20 protein-coding genes, 2 tRNA genes and 1 pseudogene are annotated in these 25,552 nt (G+C 69.1%); 5 read left to right on the top strand and 18 right to left on the bottom strand.

Features of this window, described 5'->3' with window-relative positions; translation table 11 throughout:
* Nucleotides 1-49: 49 nt before the first annotated feature.
* From HZZ00_RS05175 to HZZ00_RS05130, 10 genes are all read right to left on the bottom strand, one after another.
* Nucleotides 50-1,546, bottom strand: a complete 1,497-nt coding sequence (locus tag HZZ00_RS05175; protein ID WP_180331102.1) for a CYTH and CHAD domain-containing protein — start codon at nt 1,544-1,546, stop codon at nt 50-52.
* Nucleotides 1,547-1,587: 41 nt separating this feature from the next.
* Nucleotides 1,588-2,784: a rod shape-determining protein RodA gene (gene rodA, locus HZZ00_RS05170; RefSeq protein WP_180331101.1), complete on the bottom strand. Its 1,197-nt coding sequence runs from the start codon at nt 2,782-2,784 to the stop codon at nt 1,588-1,590.
* On the bottom strand, nt 2,781-5,033 hold the full coding sequence (gene mrdA, locus HZZ00_RS05165; RefSeq protein WP_180331100.1) for a penicillin-binding protein 2: 2,253 nt from the start codon (nt 5,031-5,033) through the stop codon (nt 2,781-2,783). Before mrdA ends, rodA begins: the two co-directional genes overlap by 4 nt.
* Nucleotides 5,034-5,200: 167 nt before the next feature.
* Nucleotides 5,201-5,878, bottom strand: a complete 678-nt coding sequence (gene mreD, locus HZZ00_RS05160; RefSeq protein WP_070027092.1) for a rod shape-determining protein MreD — start codon at nt 5,876-5,878, stop codon at nt 5,201-5,203.
* A 13-nt stretch (nt 5,879-5,891) separates the two neighbouring features.
* Nucleotides 5,892-6,899 carry a rod shape-determining protein MreC gene (gene mreC / locus HZZ00_RS05155; RefSeq protein WP_180331099.1) on the bottom strand — a complete coding sequence of 336 codons (1,008 nt, stop codon included), beginning with the start codon at nt 6,897-6,899 and terminating at the stop codon, nt 5,892-5,894.
* A gap of 168 nt (nt 6,900-7,067) precedes the next feature.
* A complete protein-coding gene (locus HZZ00_RS05150; protein WP_070027093.1) occupies nt 7,068-8,087 on the bottom strand; it encodes a rod shape-determining protein in 1,020 nt (339 codons plus the stop codon).
* A 207-nt stretch (nt 8,088-8,294) separates the two neighbouring features.
* A complete protein-coding gene (ndk, locus tag HZZ00_RS05145) occupies nt 8,295-8,708 on the bottom strand; it encodes a nucleoside-diphosphate kinase (RefSeq protein WP_180331098.1) in 414 nt (137 codons plus the stop codon).
* 68 nt (nt 8,709-8,776) lie between these two features.
* A complete protein-coding gene (locus tag HZZ00_RS05140; protein ID WP_180331097.1) occupies nt 8,777-9,133 on the bottom strand; it encodes a DUF4233 domain-containing protein in 357 nt (118 codons plus the stop codon).
* Between the two features lie 10 nt (nt 9,134-9,143).
* Complete coding sequence (locus tag HZZ00_RS05135; RefSeq protein ID WP_180331096.1) at nt 9,144-10,661, bottom strand: folylpolyglutamate synthase/dihydrofolate synthase family protein; 1,518 nt, start codon at nt 10,659-10,661, stop codon at nt 9,144-9,146.
* Nucleotides 10,662-10,750: 89 nt separating this feature from the next.
* Complete coding sequence (locus HZZ00_RS05130) at nt 10,751-13,375, bottom strand: valine--tRNA ligase (protein WP_180331095.1); 2,625 nt, start codon at nt 13,373-13,375, stop codon at nt 10,751-10,753.
* A 137-nt stretch (nt 13,376-13,512) separates the two neighbouring features.
* Between HZZ00_RS05130 and HZZ00_RS05125 the strand changes: the two genes are divergently transcribed.
* Nucleotides 13,513-14,559, top strand: coding sequence for a hypothetical protein (locus HZZ00_RS05125; RefSeq protein ID WP_180331094.1), 1,047 nt, complete (start codon nt 13,513-13,515; stop codon nt 14,557-14,559).
* Between the two features lie 75 nt (nt 14,560-14,634).
* Here the strand turns inward: HZZ00_RS05125 and clpX are convergent, their stop codons facing one another.
* The 5 genes from clpX to HZZ00_RS05100 form a co-directional block, all read right to left on the bottom strand.
* Nucleotides 14,635-15,921, bottom strand: coding sequence for an ATP-dependent Clp protease ATP-binding subunit ClpX (gene clpX / locus HZZ00_RS05120; protein ID WP_161297731.1), 1,287 nt, complete (start codon nt 15,919-15,921; stop codon nt 14,635-14,637).
* Between the two features lie 169 nt (nt 15,922-16,090).
* On the bottom strand, nt 16,091-16,756 hold the full coding sequence (locus HZZ00_RS05115; RefSeq protein ID WP_070027104.1) for an ATP-dependent Clp protease proteolytic subunit: 666 nt from the start codon (nt 16,754-16,756) through the stop codon (nt 16,091-16,093).
* Between the two features lie 69 nt (nt 16,757-16,825).
* Nucleotides 16,826-17,431 (bottom strand): ATP-dependent Clp protease proteolytic subunit, encoded by a 606-nt coding sequence (locus HZZ00_RS05110; protein WP_180333392.1) that lies wholly within the window; start codon nt 17,429-17,431, stop codon nt 16,826-16,828.
* 340 nt (nt 17,432-17,771) lie between these two features.
* Complete coding sequence (tig, locus tag HZZ00_RS05105; protein WP_180331093.1) at nt 17,772-19,142, bottom strand: trigger factor; 1,371 nt, start codon at nt 19,140-19,142, stop codon at nt 17,772-17,774.
* A 188-nt stretch (nt 19,143-19,330) separates the two neighbouring features.
* Nucleotides 19,331-19,407 (bottom strand) — tRNA-Pro (locus HZZ00_RS05100).
* 159 nt (nt 19,408-19,566) lie between these two features.
* On the opposite strand from HZZ00_RS05100, the gene HZZ00_RS05095 reads away from it, so the two are divergent.
* Nucleotides 19,567-19,637, top strand: a tRNA-Gly gene (locus HZZ00_RS05095).
* A gap of 69 nt (nt 19,638-19,706) precedes the next feature.
* Here HZZ00_RS05095 and HZZ00_RS05090 read toward each other — a convergent pair.
* Complete coding sequence (locus tag HZZ00_RS05090; RefSeq protein WP_374028543.1) at nt 19,707-20,426, bottom strand: tyrosine-type recombinase/integrase; 720 nt, start codon at nt 20,424-20,426, stop codon at nt 19,707-19,709.
* 429 nt (nt 20,427-20,855) lie between these two features.
* Here HZZ00_RS05090 and HZZ00_RS05085 point away from each other — a divergent pair, with 429 nt between their 5' ends.
* Nucleotides 20,856-21,647: a GntR family transcriptional regulator gene (locus HZZ00_RS05085; protein ID WP_180331091.1), complete on the top strand. Its 792-nt coding sequence runs from the start codon at nt 20,856-20,858 to the stop codon at nt 21,645-21,647.
* Nucleotides 21,647-22,317 (top strand): annotated as a pseudogene (locus HZZ00_RS05080) (YdcF family protein). Before HZZ00_RS05085 ends, HZZ00_RS05080 begins: the two are co-directional and overlap by 1 nt.
* On the opposite strand, the gene HZZ00_RS39015 reads toward HZZ00_RS05080, so the two are convergent.
* Entirely contained in the window at nt 22,290-22,856 is a 567-nt protein-coding gene (locus HZZ00_RS39015; protein WP_306856184.1) for a nuclease-related domain-containing protein, read from the bottom strand. The pseudogene HZZ00_RS05080 and the gene HZZ00_RS39015 overlap by 28 nt on opposite strands.
* Before the next feature lie 956 nt (nt 22,857-23,812).
* Here HZZ00_RS39015 and HZZ00_RS05070 point away from each other — a divergent pair.
* Nucleotides 23,813-24,442, top strand: coding sequence for a hypothetical protein (locus tag HZZ00_RS05070; RefSeq protein WP_180331089.1), 630 nt, complete (start codon nt 23,813-23,815; stop codon nt 24,440-24,442).
* Between the two features lie 734 nt (nt 24,443-25,176).
* Here HZZ00_RS05070 and HZZ00_RS05065 read toward each other — a convergent pair.
* Nucleotides 25,177-25,533 (bottom strand): helix-turn-helix domain-containing protein, encoded by a 357-nt coding sequence (locus HZZ00_RS05065; protein ID WP_180331088.1) that lies wholly within the window; start codon nt 25,531-25,533, stop codon nt 25,177-25,179.
* Between the last annotated feature and the right edge of the window lie 19 nt (nt 25,534-25,552).

Below are 25,552 nucleotides of genomic sequence, written 5' to 3'. Positions count from 1 at the left end.
ACAGGGGTGACCATCCAGCGTAACCCGCCCGAGGGGCTCCTCCGAACGGTCAGCGGGGGAAGCGGGCACGGGCCGCCCGCCAGCGGCCGGGCAGCTCGGCCTCCGCGGCCGCCGCACGGGCCTCCTCCCGGCCGTGGAGCACCCCGTACGGGAACGCGCTCTCCCCCGCCGCGTGGGCCACCGCGGCCAGCTCGCGCAGGGCCCTGCGGGCCATCACGCTGTCCTGGTGCTCGCCGAGCAGGGTGGTCAGGGTCTTCATGGCGGCGGTGAGGTCGGCGGCCGGGGCGCCGAGGGCGGGGGTGGCGGCCTCGGCGGCGTAGCGGGCGCGCTTGGCCTTCTTGCGGGCCTCGTGCAGGGCGACGTCGCGCTCCTCGCCCGGGGGCAGGCGCAGCGCCCGCTCGACGCGCGGGGTGAGCCGCGCCAGGTCCTTGCGCACGGCCTTGCCGAGCACCTTGCGGGGTTTGCGCGCGGCGGCCTCGCGCAGCGGCGGATCGGCGAGGAGGGCGTCGAGGGAGTTCAGCAGGGCGAGGTGGCGCGGCGAGTCCAGGACGCCGGTGAGATGGCCGTGGGCGCCGCCCCGCCGGGCCTGCGCCCAGGCCGTGAGGCGGTCGTGGGCCGGGCCGGTGGCCAGGGCGGGCGGGAGGGCGTCCAGGGCGGTGGTGAGGCGGTCGGCCAGCACCTCCTGGTCGCGGTCGACGCCCAGCTCGCCCGCGAGCCATTTCAGTTCGGCGGCGACCGGGTCGGTGGCGGCGCGGTCGAGGACGCGGCGGAAGGTGCGCAGGGCGCCGCGGGCGCGGCGGGTGGCGACGCGCAGCCGGTGCACGGCGTCGGGGGTGCCCAGGCGGACGGCGGGGTCGAGCGCGACCAGCGCGTCCCGCTGGGCGCGGAGGTAGGCGAGGACGTGGTCGCCCGCGGTGTCCGGCTCGGCGGGTACGGCGGGCTTGCGGCGGGCTCCGGTCCGGGCGAGCGCGCGGGCGAGCTTGGACGGTGCGGCGGAGGGCCGCACGCCCGCCTTGGCCAGCCGTTTCTCCAGCCGGTCGAGGATTTTCGGGTCTCCCCCGTCGGCCAGTTCCAGCTCGATCTCGGTCCACTCGGCGGTGCCGCCCCCGGCGGTGAGCCGCTCGGCGGTCACGGCGTCGACGCTCGCCTCGGCGAGCAGGGCGCCGTCCGCGTCCACCAGGTGGCGGACGGCGCGGGCGGTGCGCAGCCGGACCAGCGGGACCAGTTCGGCGCCGCGGACCCGGGAGCGGACCAGGGCGGCGAGTTCGGCGGGGAGGGTGTCGGCCAGCGGGGCCCGGATCTCGTCGCGGACGTCCGGGGCGACCGGGAGCTTGAGGTGCCAGCCGGCGTCCGCGCCCCCGGTGCGGCGGCGCAGGGTGATCGAGGCGGCGGCGAGGCGCTGGTCGGCGGTGTCGTAGTAGGTGGCGTCCAGCTCCGTCAGGCCCTGGTCGAGGACGGCCGCCACCCCGGCGATGCCGGTCAGGTCGGGCAGCCCGCCGTCCTCGGCTTCGTACTTGCGCTCGATCTCGCGTTGCGACTCCGCCATGAACCGAATCTAGTGGGCGCCCGCCCGGTACGGCAGCTTTCTCAGGCCGACATGGGCCGCTGCACCTTGATCGACTGCAACAGCCCCACCGCCACCCAGACCGCGAACATCGAGGAGCCTCCGTACGAGACGAACGGCAGCGGCAGACCGGTGACCGGCATGATGCCGAGGGTCATGCCGATGTTCTCGAACGCCTGGAAGGCGAACCAGGCCACGATGCCCGCGGCGACGATCGTCCCGTACAGCTCCGTCGAGTCCCGGGCGATCCGGCAGGCCCGCCACAGGATGACGCCGATCAGGAAGATGATGAACCCGGCGCCGAGGAAGCCCAGTTCCTCGCCCGCGACCGTGAACACGAAGTCGGTCTGCTGTTCGGGCACGAACTGGCCGGTGGTCTGCGAGCCGTGGAAGAGCCCGGCGCCGGTCAGCCCGCCGGAGCCGATGGCGATCCGGGCCTGGTTGGTGTTGTAGCCGACGCCGGCCGGGTCCAGATCGGGGTTGGCGAAGGCCGCGAAGCGGTTGATCTGGTACTGGTCCAGGATGTGCAGCTGCCAGATGGCGACGCAGCCGAGCACACCGGTGGCGAGCAGGCCGAAGACCCAGCGGTTGGAGGCGCCCGAGGCGAGCAGCACGCCCAGGATGATGGCCACCATCGCCAGCACCGAGCCGAGGTCCGGCATCAGCAGCAGGATCATGCACGGTACGGCCGCGAGACCGAGGGACTGCGCCACCGTGCGGTGGTCGGGGAACGGCTTGTCGCCCGCGTCCACCCGCGCGGCCAGCAGCATCGCCATGCCGAGGATGATCGCGATCTTGAGGAACTCGGCGGGCTGGACGGAGAAGCCGCCGATCACGATCCAGTTGCGCTGGCCGTTGATGGTGGCGCCGAGCGGGGTGAGCACCACCAGGGCGAGCATGACGGAGGCGCCGTAGAGGATCGGTACCGCGTTGCGCAGGGCGCGGTGGCCCAGCCAGAGGGTGCCGATCATCAGGGCGACCCCGATGCCCAGGTTGATCAGGTGGCGTTCCAGGAAGAAGTACGGGTCTCCCTGGTTGATCTCGGTGCGGTTGCGGGTCGCCGAGAAGACCAGCAGCGAGCCCAGCAGCGACAGCGCGAGGGCGGCCAGCATCATGGGCCAGTCGAGGCGGCGGGTCACGGAGTCGCGGGCGAAGATCCTCGTCCAGCCGGCGCGCTCGGGGCCGTACCCGGAGACGGAGAAGCTGTTCACGCCGGTCATGCGGGCATCCTCCGGCTCCCCCGCTTCCGGCGTGGCCGCCTTCGGGTGTTGCGGTTGGTGTTGTCGGTCGGGGCGGTGGTGGCGGGCTGCTGGTCGCCGCCGTTGCTCGGGTTGTTCTTCTGGGCGGCCTCGGTGTCCTTCGCCGCGTCCTTCGGGACCGGCGGCGCCACGATGGTGCCGTCCGTGCGGACCTTGGGCAGGCTCGCCTGCGGCTGGGGCAGCAGCGCCTTCTTGTTGTCGATGGAGCCGTCGCCCTGGACGCCGTAAAGCGCGCTGTAGATGTTGCGCACGGCCTCACCGGAGGCGCCGGAACCGGTACCGGCCTGGGCGATCGTCATGATCACCGTGTAGTCCTTGGAGTAGGTGGCCATCCAGGAGGTGGTCTGCTTGCCGTAGACCTCCGCGGTACCGGTCTTGCCGTGCAGCGGGATCTTGTCCTGGGGCCAGCCGCTGAACTTCCAGGCCGCGGTACCGCGGGTGATGACGCCCGCGAAGGCGTCGTCCATGCCCTTGAGGGTGGCCTGGCTGACCGGCAGCTTGCGCTGCACCTTGGGCTTGATCTCCTGCACGGTCTTGCCGTCGGGGCTGATGATCGCCTTGCCGATGGTCGGGACGTACTCGGTGCCGCCGTTGGCGACGGCGCCGTAGATCATGGCCTCCTGGATCGGCGTGACGAGGGTGTCGCCCTGGCCGATGGAGTAGTTGATCTCGTCGCCCTCGCGCATCTTGTTGCCTTCGAGGCAGTTCTCGTAGGCGATCTTCTCGACGTAGCTGCCGTCCTTCTTGCCGGTCTTGCACCAGGAGTCCTTGTTGGCCTCCCAGTAGTCCTGCTTCCACTGGCGGTCGGGGACGCGGCCGCCCAGTTCGTTGGGCAGGTCGACGCCGGTCGGCTTGCCGAGGCCGAACTGGTGGGCGGTCTTGAAGAAGTAGTCCTTCGGCTGCCCCTTCTTGGGGTTGATGCCGCCGTCCTTCTTCCACTCCCGGTCGGCGAGCCCGTAGAAGACGGTGTCGCAGGAGACCTCCAGGGCGCGGCCCAGCGAGATGTCGCCGAAGTTCTCGCCCTCGAAGTTCTTGAAGACCTGGTTGCCCACCCGGTAGTCGCTGGTGCACGGGTAGCCGCCGTCCCACGCGTAGCCCGCCTGGACCGCGGCGGCCGTGGAGATCACCTTGAAGGTCGAGCCGGGCGCCGCCTGACCCTGTATGGCCCGGTTGAGCAGCGGGTAGTCGGAGTTCTTGCCGGTGAGGGCCTTGTAGTCCTTGGCGGAGATGCCGCCCACCCAGACGTTCGGGTCGTAGGTGGGGGCCGAGGCCATGGCGACGATGCGGCCGGTCTTGGCCTCCATCACCACGACGGCGCCGGAGTCGGCCTTGTAGTTCTCGCCGGTGATGGAGTCGTACTGCTGGCGGGCGGCCTTCATCGCCTTGTCCAGTTCGTACTCCGCGACGCGCTGGACCCGGGAGTCGATGCTGGTCACCAGGTTCGAACCGGGCTGGGCGGCGTCCGCCTTGGCCTTGCCGATGACACGGCCGAGGTTGTCCACCTCGTAGCGGGTCACGCCGGCCTTGCCGCGCAGTTCCTTGTCGTACTCCCGCTCCAGGCCGGAGCGGCCGACCATGTCCGAGCGCAGATAGGGCGAGCTGGTGTTCTTGGCCTTCTGGATCTCGTCGTCGGTGACCGGCGAGAGGTAGCCGAGGACCTGGGCGGTGTTGGACTTGCCGGGGCCCGGGTAGCGGCGCACCGCCTCGGGCTCGGCGGTGATGCCGGGGAAGTCCTCCGAGCGCTCGCGGATCTGGAGGGCCTGCCGGGGCGTGGCCTCGTCGGTGATCGGGATCGGCTGGTAGGGCGAGCCGTTCCAGCACGGCTGGGGGGTCTTGGCGTCGCAGAGGCGGACCTTCTGCATGACGTCCTCGGGGCTCATGCCGAGGACCCCCGCCAGCTTGGTCAGGACCGCCTTGCCGTCGTCCTTCTGCTTGAGCAGCTCGGTGCGGGAGGCGGAGACCACCAGACGCGTCTCGTTGTCCGCGAGGGGGACGCCGCGGGCGTCCAGGATCTCGCCGCGCACGGCGGGCTGGACGACCTGCTGGACGTGGTTGCCGGAGGCCTCCTTCTGGTACTGGGCGCCCTCCCGGATCTGGAGGTACCACAGCCGGCCGCCGAGCGTGCCGAGGAGGGAGAGGACGAGGATCTGGATCACGACGAGCCGGATCTGGACCCGTGGGGTCCGACCGGTCTCGGGGATGTTGGTCACTGCGGCTGTCTCCCCCTCTCAGTGCGCGGACGGCTGGGTGCGCGGCACGCGTGTGCGAGCGGCCTGCGCGCGTACGAATGATGAACGATCAGCCTGTGAGCCCGCGTTCCGGGAAAGCCGACCCGTTCGAGTGAATCGCCCCGGACCGCCGGGGGCCTGACGTTCCCTCACAGGCGCTTGACCCCCTTGATGCGGCCGACCCGCGCGGAGCGGGTGCGGGCCTTGGCCTTCAGGGCGCCGAGGGCGCCGCGCTGGCTGCCGATGTGCAGGCCGGTGCCGGAGGACAGCCAGCCCGAGGAGATGTCGGCCGCCTTGCCGGTGGCGCCGGTCTCGGCCAGCGGGTCGTTGTCACAGCGGCGGGCCAGCCACATCACCCCGGGGACCACGAACGGGGCGAGCAGCAGGTCGTACAGGGCGGCCGAGACCAGCAGCCCGGGCAGGCCCACATGGCGGGCGGCGGTGTCGCCGACCAGGGCGCCCACCCCGGCGTACAGCAGGGTGGAGCCGATCGCGGCGGCGACCACCACGGCCATCGGGCCGGTCGCCGACCTCAGCTTGCCGTTCTCCGGCTTGATCAGTCCGGCGAAGTAGCCGGTCACGCAGAGGACCAGGGCGTAGCGGCCGGCCGCGTGGTCGGCGGGCGGGGCGACGTCGGCCAGCAGGCCGGCGGCGAACCCGACGAGGGCGCCGCCGACATGGCCGTAGACCATGGCGAGGCCCAGGACGGTGAGGAGCAGCAGGTCGGGGACGGCGCCCGGCAGATGGAGGCGGGCGAGGACGCTCACCTGGATCACCAGCGCGACCACGACCAGCGGTACGGAGAGCAGGATCCGGTTGACACGCATGGGGATTCAGCTCCTACGGCTGCTGGTCGTTCTGCGAAGAGTCGTTCTGTGAAGAGTTCTGCGACCGGTCCCCGGAACCGGAGTTGCCGCCGTTCCCGTTCCCGTTCGCGTCCGCCGACGGGGTGACGGTGACGGTCACCGTCGGCGTCGGCACCGGCTTGGGCTTGGCGGGCAGCACCTCGTCGCGCGGGTCCTTCTTCGGGCCCTGGACGACCACGCCGACGACGTCCAGCTTGGTGAAGCCGACGTACGGCGTGACGTACAGGGTGCGGGTCAGACCGCCGCCGGAGGGATCGACGCGGGAGACCACGCCGACCGGCACGCCCGGCACGAACGGCTTGTCGGACTCCGAGCCGAAGGTGACCAGCCGGTCGCCCTTCTTCACCTCGGCCTTGCCGTTGAGGAGTTCCACGCGCAGCGGACGGTCGCCCTGCCCGGAGGCGAAGCCGAGTTCGTCGCTGCCCTCCAGGCGGGTGCCGACGGTGAAGTCCGGGTCGTTGGCGAGCAGCACGGTGGAGGTGTCGGGGCCGACCGTGGTGACCCGGCCGACCAGGCCGTCGCCGTTGAGGACGGTCATGTCCCGCTTGATGCCGTCGCTCGCGCCGACGTCGATGGTGATGGTCCAGGAGAAGCCCTGCGCCGACCCTATGGCGATGACCTGGGCGCCCTTGATGCCGTACTGGCCCTCGCCGGCGAGCTTCAGCATCCGGTCGAGCTGGCCGAGCCGGCTGCGGGTCCGGTCGTCGCTGCCGAGCTTCGCCTTGAGGGCCGCGTTCTCCTTCTCCAGCTCGGCGAGCCTGCTGTGCCGGTTGCCCGAGTCGCGGACCGCGGAGATGGCGTTGCCGACCGGGTCGACCGCCGAGGAAAGTCCGTCCTCCACCGGGCCGAAGACGGCGGCCGCGGCCTGCCGGGCGCCGTCGACCGGGGAGTTCCGGCCCCCTCGGATATCCACGGTGATCAACGCGAACGCGATGGCGATCAGCAGGACCAGGAGCAGCCGGCTCTCTTTGGTGTCCCTCACGTGCGGCGGCCGTGCCCTTCCTCAAGTAGGAATTCGTCGGGCCCTTGGAAAAGACGCCCATGGCAAGGCGCAAATCCAAGAGGCCCGTTGGGGGGAGCTTATGCCTCTATATCAACGATCCGCCGCACGAGAGGAGAACGTCTCGTACGGCGGAATCGAAGTGCCGCGTCATCGGCGCGGCTGCGCGTCCAGAACCTGCTGGAGCGCCTCGAACTCCTCGACGCACTTTCCGGATCCGAGCGCGACGCTGTCCAGCGGGTCCTCGGCGATATGGATCGGCATTCCGGTCTCCCGGCGCAGCCGCTCGTCCAGACCGCGCAGCAGGGCGCCGCCACCGGTCAGCACGATGCCCCGGTCCATGATGTCGCCGGACAGCTCCGGCGGGCACTTGTCGAGGGTCGTCTTGACCGCGTCCACGATCGCGTTGACCGGCTCCTCGATCGCCTTGCGTACCTCGGCGGCCGAGATGACGACGGTCTTGGGCAGCCCGGACACCAGGTCCCGGCCGCGGACTTCGGTGTGCTCGTCCTCTTCGAGTTCGTACGCCGAGCCGATGGTGATCTTGATCTGCTCGGCGGTGCGCTCACCCAGCAGGAGGCTGTACTCCTTCTTGATGTACTGGATGATCGCGTTGTCCAGCTCGTCGCCCGCGACGCGGATGGACTGGGCGGTGACGATGCCGCCGAGGGAGATGACCGCGACCTCCGTGGTGCCGCCGCCGATGTCCACCACCATGTTGCCCGTGGCCTCGTGGACCGGCAGGCCGGAGCCGATGGCCGCGGCCATGGGCTCCTCGATGATGTGCACCTGGCGGGCGCCCGCCTGGGTGGAGGCCTCGATCACCGCGCGGCGCTCGACGCCCGTGATGCCCGAGGGCACACAGACGACGACCCGCGGACGCGCCAGGTACCGCCGCTTGTGGATCTTCAGAATGAAGTAGCGGAGCATCCGCTCGGTGATCTCGAAGTCGGCGATCACGCCGTCCTTCAGCGGCCGGACCGCCACGATGTTCCCCGGCGTCCGGCCGATCATCTTCTTCGCTTCGGCGCCGACCGCCAGGATGCCACCGGTGTTGGTGTTGATCGCGACGACGGACGGCTCGTTCAGTACGATTCCGCGACCCCTGACGTACACCAGCGTGTTGGCGGTCCCGAGGTCGACAGCCATGTCACGGCCGATGAACGACATTGAGTTCCCCATCCGGATTCATCTGGCCTTCCCGAGCTTTTGAGGGCATGTCAGGCAGGCGAGGCGGGTGCTGTGACGTGAAGGCTTCCATCGTAAACGCGCCTGCACGAACACTGCGCGAGGGTCTCCGTCATTGTCACCAGATGGCGGGCCGCCTCGCTTGTGGAGACGGGCGTTCGGGGGCGCTCGTTCCCTCGATCGCCGGTATCAGGCGCGGCCGGGGAAGAAAATCTTCACCTCGCGCTCGGCGGACTCCTCGGAGTCGGAGGCGTGGATCAGGTTCTCCCGGACGATCACACCGAAGTCGCCGCGGATGGAGCCCGGCGCGGCGGCGATCGGGTCGGTCGGGCCGGCGAGCGCGCGCACGCCCTCGATGACCCGCTCACCCTCGACGATCATGGCGACGACCGGACCGGAGGCCATGAACGCGACCAGCGGCTCGTAGAAGGGCTTGCCCTTGTGCTCGCCGTAGTGCTGCTCCAGGGTCTCCTGGTCCAGGGTGCGCAGCTCCAGCGCGGTGATCTGCCAGCCGGCCTTGCGCTCGATACGGCTGATGATCTCGCCGGTCAGGCCGCGACGGACGGCGTCGGGCTTGAGGAGGACGAGGGTGCGCTGGCTCACGAGGGGACTCCTTACGCGTGAAACGTGTGTGCGGTGGGACGAGGTTACAGGGCGTGTCCGCGCGCCCGTTACACAGCGTCAGGCGTGGAGGAGCCGCTCTGCGCGGCGAACCGGGCCTTGGCCTCGTCGATCTTCCGGCCGAAGTGCACCGAGGCCCACCACAGGGCCGCGAACAGCGCCCCCATGAAGTACATGGTCGGCACGAAGACGCCGGAGGCGATCAGGGCGATCTGCAGGGCCCAGCCGAGGGCGACCCCGCCGGGCCGGGTCACCACGCCGCACAGCAGCACGCACAGCACCATGGCGATGCCGCTGACCAGCCAGACGGTGGACACCGACAGGTCCGGGTCCTTCATGGCGACCAGCCCGGCGAAGCCGATGATGAAGAACTCGCCGATCAGGGTGGATGAACAGAGCGTACGCACGTCGGACTCCTCAGCCCTTGCCCAGCAGCAGCCGGGCCTCGCCGACCGTGATGACGGAACCGGTGACCAGCACCCCGCCGCCCGCGAACTCGCCCTCCTCCTCGGCCAGCGTGATCGCGGCCTCCAGGGCGTCGGGCAGCCGCGGCTCGACCTGGACGCGCTCGTCGCCGAAGACCTCGACGGCGATGGCGGCCAGTTCGTCCGCGTCCATGGCGCGGTGGCTGGAGTTCTGGGTGACGACGATCTCCGCGAAGATCGGCTCGAAGGCCTCCAGCAGCCCCCGTACGTCCTTGTCGCCGCTCGCGCCGACCACGCCGATCAGCCGGCTGAAGTCGAACGCCTCGCGCACCGCCTCGGCGGTGACCTCGGCCCCGGCCGGGTTGTGCGCCGCGTCCAGGACGACGGTGGGGGAACGCCGTACGACCTCCATGCGGCCCGGGGAGGAGACGGCGGCGAACGCCTTGCGGACGGTGTCGATGTCCAGCGGCTCGGCGCGCTGGGCGCCCACGCCGAAGAACGCCTCCACCGCGGCGAGCGCCACGGCCGCGTTGTGCGCCTGGTGGGCGCCGTGCAGCGGGAGGTACACCTCGTGGTACTCGCCGCCGAGGCCGCGCAGGGTGAGCAGCTGCCCGCCGACGGCCACCTGGCGGGCGACGACGCCGAACTCCAGGCCCTCGCGGGCCACCGTGGCGTTGACCTCCACGGCCTTCTTCAGCAGCACCTGGGCGGCGTCCACCGGCTGCTGGGCCAGGATGACGGTCGCGTCCTGCTTGATGATCCCGGACTTCTCGCCGGCGATTTCCGCGGGGGTCTCGCCGAGGCGGTCGGTGTGGTCCAGGGCGATCGGGGTGACGACCGCGACATCCGCGTCGATCACGTTCGTCGCGTCCCAGGAACCGCCCATGCCGACCTCGACGACGGCGACGTCGACCGGGGCGTCCGCGAAGGCGGCGTACGCCATGCCGGTGAGCACCTCGAAGAAGGACAGCCGGTACTCCTGGGCGGCGTCCACCATCTCGACGTACGGCTTGATGTCCTGGTAGGTCTCGACGAACCGCTCGGCGCTCATCGGGGCGCCGTCCAGGCTGATCCGCTCGGTGATCGACTGCACGTGCGGGCTGGTGTAGCGGCCGGTGCGCAGTTCGAAGGCGCCGAGGAGGGCCTCGATCATGCGGGCGGTGGAGGTCTTGCCGTTGGTGCCCGTGATGTGGATCGAGGGGTACGAGCGCTGCGGCTCGCCCAGCACGTCCATCAGCGCGGCGATCCTGCTGACCGAGGGCTCCAGCTTGGTCTCGCCCCAGCGGGTGGCCAGCTCGGCCTCGACCTCGCGCAGCGCCTTGTCGACCTCGGGGTCCTCGGGGCGCGCGGGCACGTCGGCCGTCGGCGCTCCCCCTTGCGTCCGGAGGGTACGGCTGCCGGCCTCGATCACGGCGAGGTCGGGGTCGCGGGTGGTCTCGGCCTCGATGATCTCCTCGAAGGAGTCGAGGGGGTCGGGCCGGCCGTTGTCGTCGTGCGGGAGGTCGCTCACGGGTCCCAGTCTACGGAGCCGCACGGACAGGGATGGGCGAAGGCCCCGGTGCCTTCGCGGGACCGGGGCCTTCGGCATCGTGGTGACGGCTACGCCTGCGGCAGCTTCTCCAGCTGGGCCTGGATGCGGGCGATGTCCTCGTCGGCCTTGGAGAGGCGGGTGCGGATCTTGTCCACCACGTTCTCCGGGGCCTTGGCGAGGAAGGCCTCGTTGCCGAGCTTGGCCGTGGCCTGGGCCTTCTCCTTCTCGGCGGCGGCGAGGTCCTTGGCCAGCCGCTTGCGCTCGGCGGCGACGTCGATCGTGCCGGAGAGGTCCAGCGCGACCTCCGCCCCGGCGATCGGCAGGGTGGCCGTCGCCGTGAAGGAGTCGCCCTCGGGCTGGAGGCGCAGCAGCTGGCGGATGGCCGCCTCGTGCGGGGCGAGCGCCGTGCCGTCCAGGGACAGCCGGGCCGGAACCCGCTGACCCGGCTGGAGGCCCTGGTCGGCGCGGAAGCGGCGGACCTCGGTGATGACCGACTGGAGCGCGGAGATCTCCTGCTCGGCGGCCGGGTCACGGAAGCCGCTGTCGGCCGGCCACTCGGCGATGACGACGGACTCGCCGCCCGTCAGCGTCGTCCACAGGGTCTCCGTGACGAACGGGACCACCGGGTGCAGCAGCTTCAGGGTGACGTCCAGGACCTCGCCCAGGACCCGCTTGGAGACCTCGGCCGGCTCGCCGCCCGCCTGGAAGACGGTCTTGGACAGCTCGACGTACCAGTCGAAGACCTCGTCCCACGCGAAGTGGAAGAGGGTGTCGGAGAGCTTCGCGAACTGGAAGTCCTCGTAGTAGGCGTCGACTTCGGCGACCACCGAGTTGAGGCGGGACAGGATCCAGCGGTCCGTCGCCGACATGGCCGACGGCTCCGGCAGCGGGCCCTGGACCGTCGCGCCGTTCATCAGCGCGAAGCGGGTCGCGTTCCAGATCTTGTTGGCGAAGTTGCGCGAGCCCTGGACCCAGTCCTCGCCGATCGGCACGTCCACGCCCGGGTTGGCGCCGCGGGCCAGGGTGAAGCGCAGGGCGTCGCTGCCGTACTTGTCCATCCAGTCCAGCGGGTTGACCGCGTTGCCGAAGGACTTCGACATCTTCTTGCCGAACTGGTCGCGGACCATGCCGTGCAGGGCGATGGTGTGGAACGGCGGGGTGCCGTCCATCGCGTACAGGCCGAACATCATCATCCGGGCGACCCAGAAGAAGAGGATGTCGTAGCCGGTGACCAGGACCGAGTTCGGGTAGAACTTCGCGAGCGACTCGGTCCGCTCGGGCCAGCCCAGGGTGGAGAAGGGCCACAGGCCGGAGGAGAACCAGGTGTCGAGGACGTCGGTGTCCTGGTGCCAGCCCTCGCCGGCGGGCGGCTCCTCGCCGGGGCCGACGCAGACGACTTCGCCGTCGGGGCCGTACCACACCGGGATCCGGTGGCCCCACCACAGCTGGCGCGAGATGCACCAGTCGTGGAGGTTGTCGACCCAGTCGAAGTACCGCTTCTCCATCTCCTGCGGATGGATCTTGACCTTGCCGTCGCGGACCGCGTCGCCCGCGGCCTTGGCGAGCGGGCCGACCTTGACCCACCACTGCATGGACAGGCGCGGCTCGATGGTGGTCTTGCAGCGCGAGCAGTGGCCGACGGAGTGGACGTAGGGGCGCTTCTCGGCGACGATCCGGCCCTCGGCGCGCAGCGCGGCGACGATGGCGGAGCGGGCCTCCAGGCGGTCCATGCCCTGGAAGGGGCCGTGCACGGTGATGACGGCGTGCTCGTCCATCACGGTGATGGACGGCAGGTCGTGGCGCTGGCCGATCTCGAAGTCGTTCGGGTCGTGCGCCGGGGTCACCTTGACGGCGCCGGTGCCGAACTCGGGGTCGACGTGGGCGTCGGCGACGACCGGGATGGAGCGGTCGGTCAGCGGCAGCTTGATGAGCTTGCCGACCAGGTGCTTGTAGCGCTCGTCCTCGGGGTGGACGGCGACGGCGGTGTCGCCGAGCATCGTCTCGGCGCGGGTGGTGGCGACGACGATGGTGTCGTCCCCGTCGCCGTACTTCATGGAGACGAGTTCGCCGTCGTCGTCCTGGTACTCGACCTCGATGTCCGAGATGGCCGTCAGACAGCGCGGGCACCAGTTGATGATGCGCTCGGCGCGGTAGATCAGCTCGTCGTCGTACAGGCGCTTGAAGATGGTCTGGACGGCCTGGGAGAGGCCCTCGTCCATGGTGAAGCGCTCACGGGACCAGGCGACGCCGTCGCCGAGGCGGCGCATCTGACCGGAGATCTGGCCGCCGGACTCGCCCTTCCACTTCCAGACACGCTCCACGAAGGCCTCGCGGCCCAGGTCGTGGCGGGACTTGCCCTCCTTGGCCAGCTCGCGCTCGACCACGTTCTGGGTGGCGATGCCGGCGTGGTCCATGCCGGGCTGCCACAGCGTCTCGTAACCCTGCATGCGCTTGCGGCGGGTCAGGGCGTCGATGAGGGTGTGCTCGAAGGCGTGGCCCAGGTGGAGCGAGCCGGTGACGTTGGGCGGCGGGATGACGACGGTGTACGGCGGCTTGTCGCTCTTCGCGTCCGCCTCGAAGTAGCCCCGCTCTACCCAGCGCTCGTACAGCGGCCCCTCTACATCGGCCGGCGCGTACTGGGTCGGCAGTTCGGTGTCGGGCGCGGGTGGCTGCTGCTGAGCGTTGTCGGTCACGGGGGTCAGTTTAGAGGGGTCACGGGCCGGTCCCGAAACGCGTTTGTTCTGTAACGGTGCGGCCCCCGGTGCCCTGTGTCCTCGGGCGCTGGTCCAGGATGTCAGGAACACATAAGAGTCCTAGGGGGATCCCAGAAATGAGCAGCAACCAGCCGGGCCCGTACGGCCAGCCACCCCAGCAGCCGGGTCCGTACGGCCAGCCGGGGCAGCCCGGCCCGTACGGACAGCCGGGGCAGCCGGGCCCGTACGGCCAGCAGCCGCAGCCCGGCCCGTACGGCCAGCCCCCGCAGCAGTCCGGCCCGTACGGCCAGCCCCCGCAGGCCCCGCAGCAGCCCGGCTACGGCTACCCCCCGCAGGCCCCGCCGCAGCAGCCGGGGTACGGCTACCCGCAGCAGCCCGGTGTGCCCCCGCAGCAGAACCCGTACGGCCAGCAGCCGAACCCCTACGGCCAGCAGCCCTACGGCATGCCCCAGGCGCCCCAGCCGACCGGCGGCAAGAAGAAGACGGGCCTGATCATCGGCGCGGTCGCCGTGGTGGCGGCGGTCGCGGTGGGCGTGTACTTCGCGCTCAGCGGCGGAAGCAGCCCGAGCATCGCGGACGACGGCCCGCACAAGCTGATCACCCCCGGCTCGGTGATCAACGGCACGTACACCAAGGAGTCCGGCTCCGACGACTCCTCGGACGGCCTCAGCGACTCCGACAAGTCGGACTTCGAGAAGTGGGGGGTCAAGAACCCCACCCAGGTGAGCAGCGGCTACGAGAACGGCACCGGCCTGACCAAGAAGGGCCTCTCCTTCAGCGGCGTCTACGGCTCGATCGACGACCCGGAGGCGGTGGTGGACGCCATGTTCGCCAAGGCCAAGTCGGAGTCGGAGAAGGACCAGAGCGGCTCGGACACCAAGGGCAAGCTGATCGGCAGCCCGCAGACCGTCCACCCGGCCGGCCTCTCCCACGGCATCATGAAGTGCCAGGTGGCGCAGATCGACAGCACCGGCTCGTCGTCCGAGGACGCGGGCATGCCGAAGACCATCAAGATGCCGATGTGCATCTGGGGCGACCACAGCACCGTCGCCCTGGTGACGTCGTTCAGCGTCGCCTCCCTCGCCTCGGGTGAGAGCGGCTCCTTGGACGACACGGCGGAACTGGCGGCGAAGCTGCGCAACGACGTGCGGGTGAAGGCCTGACGCGGCAGCCCGCAGGGCGGCAGAAGGGGCCCCGGTCGTCCGACCGGGGCCCCTTCTGTGTGCCGTACGGGCTCGTTACGCCGTCTTCTGCTCCCCCGAGCCCCGGCCGCGCGCGTCGCGGGGGATCAGGGTCGGGTTGACGTTGGAGAGGACGACGTCGGCGGTGATGACGACGCGGGCGACGTCCTTGCGGGAGGGGACCTCGTACATGACGCCCTGGAGGACTTCCTCCATGATGGCGCGCAGGCCGCGGGCGCCGGTCTGGCGCAGGATGGCCTGGTCGGCGATGGCCTCCAGGGCCTCGCGCTCGAAGTCCAGCTCCACGCCGTCGAGTTCGAACAGGCGCTGGTACTGCTTGACGAGGGCGTTGCGCGGCTCCACCAGGATCTTCAGCAGCGCCTCGCGGTCGAGGTTGTGCACCGAGGTGATCACCGGCAGCCGGCCGATGAACTCGGGGATCATGCCGAACTTGACCAGGTCCTCCGGCATGACGTCCTCGAAGACGTCCTTGGCCTCCAGCTCGCGCTTGGACAGGATCGTCGCGCCGAAACCGATGCCCTTGGCGCCCGCCCGGGACTCGATGATCTTCTCCAGACCGGCGAAGGCACCGCCCACGATGAACAGCACGTTCGTCGTGTCGATCTGGATGAACTCCTGGTGCGGGTGCTTGCGGCCGCCCTGCGGCGGCACCGAGGCCGTGGTGCCCTCCAGGATCTTCAGCAGGGCCTGCTGGACGCCCTCGCCGGAGACGTCGCGGGTGATCGACGGGTTCTCGCTCTTGCGGGCCACCTTGTCGATCTCGTCGATGTAGATGATCCCGGTCTCGGCCTTCTTGACGTCGTAGTCGGCGGCCTGGATCAGCTTCAGGAGGATGTTCTCGACGTCCTCGCCGACGTAGCCCGCCTCGGTCAGCGCCGTGGCGTCGGCGATGGCGAACGGGACGTTCAGCATGCGCGCCAGGGTCTGCGCGAGGAGGGTCTTGCCGGAGCCCGTGGGGCCCAGCAGGAGGATGTTGGACTTCGCCAGCTCGATGGCGTCGTCCCGGCCGCTCGCGCCGCCGTTCTCGCCCGCCTGGACCCGCTTGTAGTGGTTGTACACCGCGACCGACAGGGCCTTCTTGGCGGCCTCCTGGCCGACCACGTAGCCCTCGAGGAACTCGTAGATCTCGCGGGGCTTGGGCAGTTCCTCCCAGCGCACCTCGCTGGTCTCCGCGAGCTCCTCCTCGATGATCTCGTTGCAGAGATCGATGCACTCGTCGCAGATGTACACACCGGGCCCTGCGATGAGCTTCTTGACCTGCTTCTGGCTCTTGCCGCAGAACGAGCACTTGAGCAGATCGCCGCCGTCACCGATGCGTGCCACGGTGTGCTTCCCCTTCGCCTGGGGGCCGACTGGACACTGCGGTCCAGCGGCTCCTGGTGCTGCCTTATGTCCGACGGTACCTTGCCGGGCCCGATGTTCGGGCCCCCCTTGGCAGGGTTCACTTCGCGGTGAGCCCTGCCAAGGGGGGCTGAGAGCGTGCCGCTCCGCGTCAGCGGACCGAGCTGTTGTTCAGCTTGCGGGTGGAGATGATCTGGTCGACGAGGCCGTACTCCAGCGCCTCCTCGGCCGTGAGGATCTTGTCGCGCTCGATGTCCTCGCGGATCTTCTCGATCGGCTGGTTCGAGTGCTTGGCCAGCATGTTCTCCAGCTGCTCGCGCATCCGGGTGAACTCGTTGGCGATGATCTCCAGGTCGGAGAGCTGGCCGCGGCCGGTGGAGCCGGCCGGCTGGTGGATCAGCACCCGGGAGTTGGGCAGCGCCATGCGCTTGCCCGGGGTGCCGGCCGCGAGCAGGATGGCCGCGGCGGAGGCCGCCTGGCCCATGCAGACCGTCTGGATGTCGGGCTTCACGAACTGCATCGTGTCGTAGATCGCCGTCAGGGCGGTCATGTCGCCACCGGGGCTGTTGATGTAGATCGAGATGTCCCGGTCGGGGTCCATCGACTCCAGGCACAGCAGCTGCGCCATGACGTCGTTGGCGGAGGCGTCGTCGATCTGGACGCCCAGGAAGATCACGCGCTCCTCGAAGAGCTTCGCGTACGGGTCGTACTCGCGGATGCCCTGGGAGGTGCGCTCGACGAAGCGCGGGATGACGTAGCGGGCGTCGGGCCGGGGCCCTTCGTACATGCCGCTGGCGGTGCCGGGGAAGTTGCTCATGGGATGTTCACCGTCCTGGTGGCGTTCTGGGGGCGTGGGTGGTGGCGGTGCGTGGCGCGGCCGGGCCGGTCAGGCACCGGTGCCGCCGCCTCCCGGAACACCCGAGGCGCTCGAGATGATCTCGTCAATCAGACCGTACTCCTTGGCCTCTTCCGGGGTGAACCAGCGGTCGCGGTCGGCGTCCCGGGTGATCGTCTCGAAGGTCTGGCCGGAGTGCAGCGCGGTCAGCTCCGCCATGCGGCGCTTGGTGCGCAGCAGGTACTCGGCCTGGATCTTGATGTCCGTGACCGAACCGCCGAGGCCCGCGGAGCCCTGGTGCATCATGATGTCCGCGTGCGGCAGGGCGAAGCGCTTGCCGGCGGCACCGCCGGTGAGCAGGAACTGGCCCATGGAGGCCGCCATGCCCATCGCGATGGTGACCACGTCGTTCGGGATGTACTGCATGGTGTCGTAGATCGCCATGCCGGCCGTCACCGAGCCGCCGGGGCTGTTGATGTAGAGGTAGATGTCCTTGTCCGGTTCGGCGGCAAGGAGCAGCATCTGCGCGGTGATCTTGTTGGCGATGTCATCGTCGACCTGCTGGCCGAGGAAGATGATCCGCTCGCCGAGCAGCCGGTTGTAGACCTGGTCGCCGAGGCCGCCACCGATGGAGGGCTCGCCGGCGGCGGAGGGCATCAGATTCGTCACGTATCCACCTGCTCGTCTCACGACGGCGCCGGGCCGTCTCACGTCGTCCTGCCGGAGGCTTGGGGTTTCAGGAGACTCCCCTGCCCCCGTACTCATGGACCCTAACGCTCGGGCCCGTTCGGGGAATCCCGGAGATAGGAGTGTTCGCCGGGGGCGTAGCGCCATCGGGACGCGACGCGCCCCCGGGTGCGGGTGCCGGGCCGCCCGGGCGGCCCGTGGCACGCCCGTGCGAGGGGCACGGCCGGGCCTCCCCGGGTAGGCGAACGGGCCCCGGGGAACAAGTCCCCGGGGCCCGTCCAGGCGTCCTTCAGAGGCGCGGCGGGGCGGTTCAGCCCTCGGTGGTCTCCTCGGCGGCGGCCTCCTCGGCCGCGGCCTCGGTCTCCTCGTCCTCGTCGCTGAGGTCGACCGTCTCGCCGTTGGTGTCCTTCACCGAGGCGGCCTCGACCACGACGGCCAGGGCCTTGCCGCGGGCGACCTCGCCGACCAGGAGCGGCACCTGGCCACCCTCGACGACGGCCTGGGCGAACTGGTCGGGGGACATGCCGGAGGAGGCCGCACGCCGCATGAGGTGCTCGGTGAGCTCCTCCTGGTTGACGTTCAGGTTCTCCTTCTTCACCAGCTCGTCCAGGACGAACTGGGTCTTGATGCCCTTGACCGCGGCCTCGCGGGTCTCGGTCTCGAACTCCTCGGCGGACTTGCCCTGGATCTCCAGGTACTTGTCGAGGGTCAGACCCATCTGCGCGAGCTGGTGGTGCTCCAGGTTGTGCTTGCGGGTGTTGATCTCGTCCTCGAGCAGCTTCTCGGGGACCGGGACCTCGACCAGCTCCAGGAGCTTCTCCAGGACGCGCTCCTGCGCCTGGGTGGCCTGGTCGAACTGCTTCATGTTCGCGAGGCGATTGCGGCTGTCGGCCTTGAGCTCGTCCAGGGTGTCGAACTCGGAGGCGAGCTGCGCGAACTCGTCGTCCAGCTCGGGCAGTTCACGCTTGGCGACCTCGGTGACCTTGACGGTGACCTCGGCCTCCTTGCCCGCGGCGGAGCCGCCCTTCAGCTCGGAGGTGAAGGTCGCCTCCTCGCCGGCGGACAGGCCCTTGACGGCCTCGTCGACACCGTCGAGCAGCTCGCCGGAGCCGATGGTGTAGGAGACGCCGTTGGCGATGCCGTCCTCCAGCACCTCGCCGTCGACCTTGGCCTCCAGGTCGATGGTGACGACGTCGCCGTCCTCGGCGGCGCGCTCCACCGGGGAGGTGGACGCGAAGCGCTCGCGCAGCTGCTCGACCGACTTCTCCACGTCCTCGTCGGTGACCTCGACGGCGTCGACCTCGACCTCGATGCCGGAGTAGTCCGGGATCTCCAGGGCCGGGCGCACGTCCACCTCGGCGGTGAAGTTCAGCGTCTCGCCGTCCTTCAGCTCGGTGATGTCGACGTCGGGCTGGCCCAGCGGGCTCAGCTCGGCCTCGTTGACCGCCTCGGTGTAGAACTTCGGGAGCGCGTCGTTGACCGCCTCCTCCAGGACCGCACCGCGGCCGAACCGCTGGTCGATGACGCGGGCCGGGATCTTGCCCTTGCGGAAGCCCTTCACCGTGACCTGCTGGTTGATCTTCTTGTACGCCGCGTCGAGGCTGTCCTTGAGCTCCTCGAAGGGCACCTCGACAGTGAGCCGAACCCGGGTCGGGTTCAGGGTCTCCACGGCGCTCTTCACGGTTCGGTCTCCTTGTGGCTGACTGCTTGGGTTCTGCCGAGCCAGACAGGTCCGGCGGATTCGCCGCCCGGAGGAGTACGTAGGCCGTGGGGGCCGGGGTCACACGGGCGCGCAGCTTGCATAGTAACCGCAGGCGGTCGGCGCCCCAAAAGGCGACCATCACGACGCGCGGGCCGCTGGTCGGCTGGTGGTCGGGGTGGCGGGATTTGAACCCACGGCCTTCCGCTCCCAAAGCGGACGCGCTACCAAGCTGCGCCACACCCCGTCTGGTGCGAGACGTAGGGTACATGGCCGGGCGGTCCGCGTCGGCCGCATTCTTCGAGGCGGGGCGCGTGGTGCGCGTGATCCGAACGTGTTGGCCCAATGGACGGGCGACCCGCTACGATGCCTTCGTGCCGCGGTCACCGAGCTGCGGCGCAGCGCTGCGGGCGTAGCTCAATGGTAGAGCCCTAGTCTTCCAAACTAGCTACGCGGGTTCGATTCCCGTCGCCCGCTCTGAACGGCGAAGGCCCAGGTCAGGTGGTAGTTCTACCACCCCTGGGCCTTCGGTTGTTCCTACGCTGTTCAGCCCTGCATGTCCCCCGCGTGCCCCTTCGGCGGGCGGCGCCGCTTCAGAGCGTTCACGATCACCTCGTCCACCCCGTCGGCAATCTCCCGCTCACGGCGGTCAGAGGTGTGCTGGTAGATCAGCGCCGCACGGGTCGAGCTGTGGCCGAGCCGGGTCATCAGCTCACGCGTGCTGGCGTTCGTCTGGGACGCCAGGGTGTTGCCGGTGTGCCGGAGATCATGGAAGCGAAGCCCCTTGATGCCGACCTCGGCGCAGGCCTTGTGCCACAGACCGTTGAAGTGGTTCCGGCGGGGCGTGGCGCCCTTGGCGCCGACGAAGACGCGGCCGTCAGCACCGGGCTCCGCGAACTGCTTCATGTGGGCGACGACAACCGGCAGGATCGAACGGGGGATGGCCACGGACCGCTTGCCCGCCTCGCTCTTGGGGGCCTTGTAGATCCGCTTGCCGCTGTTCAGCTCGGATACCGAGCCGCGCACCCGGACGATGCCCGCATCCAGGTCGATGTCTCGTCGGCGCAGTGCGACCAGTTCGCCCCAGCGCAGGGCGCAGAAGGCGCCGAGCAGCACCAGGGCCCGATAGCGCGGCTGCGAGGCGTCCGCGATGGCGAAGACGTCCACGACGGAGGCGGAGGGCCGCTCCGGGGTGCTCACCGTGCCGCCGTTCTTGATCTGGCACGGGTTGCGGCGGATCAGCCCGTCATCGACGGCCGTACCCATGATCGTTCGCAGCAGCGAGTAGGCCTTGGCGACCGTGGTCGGCCCGGTCCCAGCGTCCAGGCGAACACGGCGCCAGGTACGGACGGCGGCCGGCGTGATGTCGGCGATGGACATGCGCCCGAAGGTGGGCACCAAGTGCACCCGGACGAGGATCTCGTACAGCTCCTGGGTGCTCTTGGCCAGCGGACGTTCCGCCACCCACGCGGTCGCGTACTTGGCGAACGGAACCTTGGCCGCATCGGGATCACGCCAGTCACCTTGACGCAGCTCCGTCTGCACCCGACACGATCCGCGACCACCCGCGGGTCTTCGCCACCCTCACCGCGCCCTCGTTCGGCCCGGTCCACAACCGGCCCGGCAACCGGCCCTGCCGCTGCGGCACCCACCACCCCGAGGACGCTACTTGAATCCGTAGGAAGGAGCCATGCGATGACGCCGAAATGGCGGGAGCTAGCGGACAAGCTGGCGGAACAGATCAAGAGGGGTGAGTACGCGCCTGGCCAGCAGCTCCCGCAGATCAGGGAACTGGTTGCGGCGGGTGAGGGTTCAAAGTCGACTGTTCATCAGGCGTACAAGGCCCTTGAGGCCGAGGGCCTTGTGACGTCGTCACGCGGACACGGCACCGTGGTGCGGCAGCAAGTCCCACTCAAGCGGCTCGGCATCGCCCGGTACGACAAGGCCAAGTGGCGGGATGGCGACGAGGTGGCCTTTATTGCCGACCGCGTGGCCTCTGGGCGTAGCTACCGCCGCAATGAGCAGACACAGACCGTCAGCTTGGTGCAGGCTCCGCCGGTGGTCGCAGCCGCACACGGCCTGCCCGAAGGGGCAGAGGTCTATGCGAGGGCACGACTGGTGAAGGAAGGTGACCAGCCGACCCACAGCCTGACCAGCTACTACCGACCTGAGCATGTGGAGGGGACCCGCTTGGTGGACCCGACGCCGGGGCCAGCCGGCCGTGGCGGTGGTTTCCGCGTTCTCTACGACGCGGGGTACGAGATCGACCACATGAAGGAGGAGCTTTTCGCCAGAGCCCCTACGCCTGACGAGGTGAAGCTCTTGCAGCTTCCGCCGGGTGAACCCGTCGTCGAGTTGCATCGGACGACGTATACGGCGGCCGGCACAGTGGTTGAGTTCGCCATCGGGGTACACGCGGCATCACGCTTTGCGTGGGAGTACGACTTCAAGGTGCCCGACTCGGCGAAGAAGAGGGAAGGTCAGTAGTGATCACGGCACAGGATTGGGCGGATACGCGGCGCCTGTGGGACTACCACCAGATGGGTCACGCGCCCCGGCCGTGCTCGGTCGCTATCGGACTCGGCAGCCACGACCTGGGAGTGGCTGACACGGCAGTGGACTTGTACAAGCGCGGCTTGGCTCCGCCGGCGCCACCAGTCCCACGACGCGGGAACGCATGCCCCGCGGGGAAGCCGTCCACTACCGGGAGCGGGCGCTGGAACTCGGCGTCCCCAGTACTGCCGTGCTCGTGGAACCGCGTGCTCGGAACACGGGCGAGAACATCCGCTTTTCGCGAGACCTGTTGGAAAAGGCCGGCATCGATGTGACCTCTGTCTTGCTGATCAGTAAGCCGTACGAGGAGAGGCGGGCCTACGCCACCGCGCGCAAGCTCTGGCCCAACGTCAAGGTCGTGAGTGCGTCCAGCCCTATGACGCTGGACGAGTATGTCCAGTCCATCGGTGACGCCCATTTGGTGATCGACATGCTTGTGGGCGCACTACAGCGACTGCTGATCTACCCGGAGCAGGGCTTCATGGTCAGCCAGCAGGTACCGGCTGATGTAATCGAAGCGTACGAACGGCTCTGCCGACATGGCTTCACGAGTCGCCTTGTGCCCCATGAGCGTTGTCAGGCTTTGAGCCAGACACGGCGGTGACGGGCCACAGCGTACGCACGTTCCACCTGTTCGAGGGTGAGCCTGCCGGTAAGAGGACCGAGCGCTGCTACTTCTCGCTCTTGATAGATCCGCACAGTGAACTGCGTAGCGGCACGACGTAGGGACTCGATCCCGACGAAGACGAGAACCGGCTCCACGGCCACGGCGAAGTCGCAGTATCGCTCCAGTACCCCGCGTACGTACTCAGCTTCGGCCTTGCTCGCAGCGGCATAGGGCTTTGGCTGCCCACCATTGACTTTGGCCATCGTGTCGCCCACCCAGACGGAGGCACCCTGATGAGTCTTGGTGTTGATGTTGAACACGCCTCCGGGCCCGATGAGCAAGTGATCAATGTCGCCGCCGTTGCTCTTGGGGATGCCGTGAAGAACCCGCCACCCTTGCGCGGATAAGCGTGCCAGTTCTCGACCGACCCGGCGTTCTCCCTCAAGCCCGGTGTACCAGTTGTCCCATTCCGAGGACTGCCGTAGGACCTTCGCCCGTAACCGTTGGACTGTGGAAGGGCCACGCTCAGCGATCATCCCGAGAAGGCCGGCGCCAGGTCGATTCCTCGCCAGGTCCTCACCGGGGGAGAGGGGTGGGAGGTACGCCGGCCGTTCGATGCTGCGCCTCGGAGCTGAGTGGTTGGGTTGTCGAAGGGGGGACGCGGGACGCGATGGAGGGGCACTGGCGGATGCAGAGGCAACTGTGATCCCGTCACCAAGGTGGCGCCGGAGCAGGGCTAACGCCTCGTCCCGATACTTCTGCACCTTGATCGTCACGACCTTCGTCGCTCGATCTGCCCATGCGACAGTAGTGCCGTCACGGAGGTTGACGTAGAGCCGATCCTTGCCGTGCCGCTTCCACGGATTCACCGTGAGATCGCTCATCGGTTGCCCCCCCTCACTGTGTGCCGCCCCACACTTATGCCAGCAGCCGGCGGCTAGATCGACAAGACCGCGTGCCCAGGGCGAGCTGTTACAGGTTTCTCTACCTCATCAAGCCCCGGCTGCGCTCCGCTCCGCCGGGCGCGCTACCGGCTCCGCTGCGGGCGCCGCTCCTGCCTCCGGCCCGCTCCGCCCGCGCTGCGCCGACGCGCGCCCACATGTGGATAGGGCCGGTGGCCATGAGTCGATCACCGCATGCACCGCTACGGTCAGAACAGTGCCTCCGGCGGGGGATCGGCCGGCACCGGGATGGAGGGAGCGCCGTCGCCGACCGCGGGCCCGTCGTAGCGGGTGCAGGGGCTCCCATCCCGCACACCATCGACCCAGGCAGAGCCGAGCAGACGCGGCCCAGGGCGTCAAGGTCGTTCGTACAGTGGCGCGCTCCACCTTGACGCCCTGAACCACGCCCGCTCCACGGTGTGTGGGTCGACGGCGTACGGGATGGGAGCTGGGAAGAGTGATGGCGAGGGAGGCGGCAACAGTTGCCGCTCGTCACACCGAAGATTGCCGGAAGACACCCGTTCCAGTGATCGCTACGGCATGATGCGCTTGTGGAAGTTGCGCGGCTGGTGCTCGATTACCTCAAGGTCCTCATCTGGCCGGCCACGACCGTGGCGATCGTGTACGGGTTCCGAAGCCAGCTAGGCGAACTGATCCGCAGGGTGAAAGTCCTGAGTGCACCCGGGATCGATGCGGAGTTCTCCGAGGAGATCCTTGAGGCAAGCACAGGCGCAGAGGTGGCAGTGCTTACCAACCCGCCATTACGGGACGATGCGCCCACCCAACAAGGCCTCCTCGAAGAGCCCACCGCGGCCGCTGAAGTTCGCATCCGTACCGAGAGGGTGGAGCAGGAAGACCTCCTTCTGTCCTACGCCCGGACGCAGCCAGAGGCGGCAGCTATCGCGGCATGGTGGCACGTCGAGGCCGAGTTGCGGCGCCTGGAAGAACACGAACTTGGTCGATCCGAACGGGTTCCGTTGCCTATCAGTCGGCTGGTCGATCGCCTGAACCTGCCGCTGGACATCAAGGTCTCAATCTTGGAACTCAGCAGAGTACGCAACCGGGCTGCACATCAGGTGTCCCTCAACCTCAGCCCAGAGGCTGCGCGCGCATACGTGAGTAGCTGCCAGGAGATGGCGGAGTGGCTCCAGGCGCGTGGGCATCAGCAGCCGTTGTTCTAGCGGCGATGCCGTGTGATTGGCCTCACATAGCGGCCTGCCCGCGAGGCATCCAAGGCGACGACTCGGCTACGCTTCCGCCGAGTTGAATACACACGCCGAGAAGCCGTGTTGCGCATCCCCTACCAAGAGCGGCGCTTCACGGCTAGGCGCAACCGAGCGCAAGGAGGCCTCATGGAAAACAACCCTGCAGATCAGCCAGCTGTACCGTCCTATGCATTACATAGCAATGCATTAGACGGATCGGAAGACTACCGGGAGGACTTGCTTGCATGCAAGCCCAACTTGCACGCATGCAAGCCCCGTACGGAGGCCGCAACTCAGGTCGTGCAGTTGATCACTGCCGTTCTCGGCCTACTCGGGGCACTCCTACCCTTGATCAGCAGGCTCACATAAGCGTGCCCCCTGCGTGCCCGTTGAGTAGAGCACTGGCGGGGAACAACGGGGAGGCTAGGGAAGGACGCCATAAAGCTCCAGGTCGGCAAGTCCGCAGCTGAGCCACGATCCGCATACGCGGTCTTCCAAACTAGCTACGCGGGTTCGATTCCCGTCGCCCGCTCTGAACGGCGAAGGCCCAGGTCAGGTGGTAGTTTTACCACCCCTGGGCCTTTGGCCGTCTCCAGGTCCTCCGATGCCGGTCCACGGCCGCCCCCGTCCGCCACCGCCCCGGTCCCCGTCTCGGTCAGTGCCGGCCGCAGCCGTTCGCGGAGGGTCCGCGGCCCGGGAGGGAGCCGGGGTCAGTGGTGGACCGAGGGAGTAGGCGCCATCACCGGCTCCGGCGCCTTGGCCCGGTCGGTCTCGTCCTGCACGAGCAAGGACAGCAGGGAGGCCACGGGCAGGCCCGCTTCCGCCGGATGGCGCAGCACCTTGTCCGGCTCGATGCGATAGGTGTTCGTGCGCCCGTCACGGGTGCGGGAGAGGTAACCGCCCTCTTCGAGGTCGGAGATGACGCGCTGGACGGCGCGCTCCGTGAGGCGGCAGCGGGCGGCGATGTCGCGGATCCGGACGTTCGTGTTGTCGGCGATGGCCGCGAGTACGCGTGCGTGGCTGGTGATGAACGTCCATCCACTGTGAGGTTCGGGCACTCCAACCATGACCCGCATTTTAGGGGGC

Origin of the sequence: Streptomyces sp. NEAU-sy36, from assembly GCF_013423905.1 — a bacterium.
Lineage (GTDB): Bacteria > Actinomycetota > Actinomycetes > Streptomycetales > Streptomycetaceae > Streptomyces > Streptomyces misionensis.
The sequence above is the reverse complement of the archived record's forward strand: the minus strand, read 5'-3'. Positions and strand labels throughout refer to the sequence as shown.

Bases quoted from the DNA above. Each gene is read 5' to 3' on its own strand.
- HZZ00_RS05090 (WP_374028543.1), bottom strand. From the start codon at position 20,426: ATGGGTACGGCCGTCGATGACGGGCTGATCCGCCGCAACCCGTGCCAG.
- HZZ00_RS39015 (WP_306856184.1), bottom strand. From the start codon at position 22,856: ATGATCGCTGAGCGTGGCCCTTCCACAGTCCAACGGTTACGGGCGAAG.
- rodA (WP_180331101.1), bottom strand. From the start codon at position 2,784: ATGACCGGCGTGAACAGCTTCTCCGTCTCCGGGTACGGCCCCGAGCGC.
- HZZ00_RS05125 (WP_180331094.1), top strand. From the start codon at position 13,513: ATGAGCAGCAACCAGCCGGGCCCGTACGGCCAGCCACCCCAGCAGCCG.
- HZZ00_RS05065 (WP_180331088.1), bottom strand. From the start codon at position 25,533: ATGGTTGGAGTGCCCGAACCTCACAGTGGATGGACGTTCATCACCAGC.
- mreD (WP_070027092.1), bottom strand. From the start codon at position 5,878: ATGCGTGTCAACCGGATCCTGCTCTCCGTACCGCTGGTCGTGGTCGCG.
- HZZ00_RS05085 (WP_180331091.1), top strand. From the start codon at position 20,856: ATGACGCCGAAATGGCGGGAGCTAGCGGACAAGCTGGCGGAACAGATC.
- HZZ00_RS05115 (WP_070027104.1), bottom strand. From the start codon at position 16,756: ATGAGCAACTTCCCCGGCACCGCCAGCGGCATGTACGAAGGGCCCCGG.
- HZZ00_RS05175 (WP_180331102.1), bottom strand. From the start codon at position 1,546: ATGGCGGAGTCGCAACGCGAGATCGAGCGCAAGTACGAAGCCGAGGAC.
- HZZ00_RS05110 (WP_180333392.1), bottom strand. From the start codon at position 17,431: ATGCCCTCCGCCGCCGGCGAGCCCTCCATCGGTGGCGGCCTCGGCGAC.
- HZZ00_RS05150 (WP_070027093.1), bottom strand. From the start codon at position 8,087: ATGTCGTTCATCGGCCGTGACATGGCTGTCGACCTCGGGACCGCCAAC.